Annotated in this window: 1 rRNA gene; it reads left to right on the top strand. The window is 45.7% G+C overall.

Annotated elements, in window-relative coordinates:
- Positions 1-915 (top strand): 23S ribosomal RNA (locus ACFSJS_RS27890); the annotation flags it as partial.

The following is a 915-nucleotide window of genomic DNA, read 5'->3' as shown; positions in this document are numbered from 1 at the left end:
ATAATCTTGAGTTGTGATGCATAGTGAAGACTTCGGTCGAGTAACGAATTGAATGATTTCATGTTTCCAAGAAAAGCTTCTAGTGTTAATTTTTTATCAACCTGTACCGAGAACGAACACACGTTCCCAAGATGAGTATTCTAAGGCGAGCGAGAAAACCAATGTTAAGGAACTCTGCAAAATAACCCCGTAAGTTCGCGAGAAGGGGCGCCTATTTTTAATAGGCCACAGAAAATAGGGGGGGCAACTGTTTATCAAAAACACAGCTCTCTGCTAAGTTGTAAAACGACGTATAGAGGGTGAAGCCTGCCCAGTGCCCGAAGGTTAAACGGAGATGTTAGCTTACGCAAAGCATTAAAGTGAAGCCCGGGTGAACGGCGGCCGTAACAATAACGGTCCTAAGGTAGCGAAATTCCTTGTCAACTAATTATTGACCTGCACGAAAGGCGCAATGATCTCCCTACTGTCTCAACATTGGACTCGGTGAAATTATGGTACCAGTGAAAACGCTGGTTACCCGCATCAAGACGAAAAGACCCCGTGGAGCTTTACTATAACTTCGTATTGAAAATTGGTTTAGCATGTGTAGGATAGGTGGGAGACTTTGAAGCTGGGACGCTAGTTCTAGTGGAGTCAACCTTGAAATACCACCCTTGCTAAATTGATTTTCTAACCCGTTCCCCTTATCTGGGAAGGAGACAGTGCGTGGTGGGTAGTTTGACTGGGGCGGTCGCCTCCTAAAGAGTAACGGAGGCGTTCAAAGCTACACTCAATATGGTCAGAAACCATATGCAGAGCACAAAGGTAAAAGTGTGGTTGACTGCAAGACTTACAAGTCGAGCAGGTGCGAAAGCAGGACTTAGTGATCCGGCGGTACATTGTGGAATGGCCGTCGCTCAACGGATAAAAGGTACC

The sequence above is a fragment of the Streptomyces desertarenae genome, from assembly GCF_042681365.1.
Classification (GTDB): Bacteria; Actinomycetota; Actinomycetes; order Streptomycetales; family Streptomycetaceae; genus Streptomyces; species Streptomyces desertarenae.
Note: the sequence above shows the minus strand (reverse complement) of the source record. Positions and strands in the feature narration are given on the sequence as shown.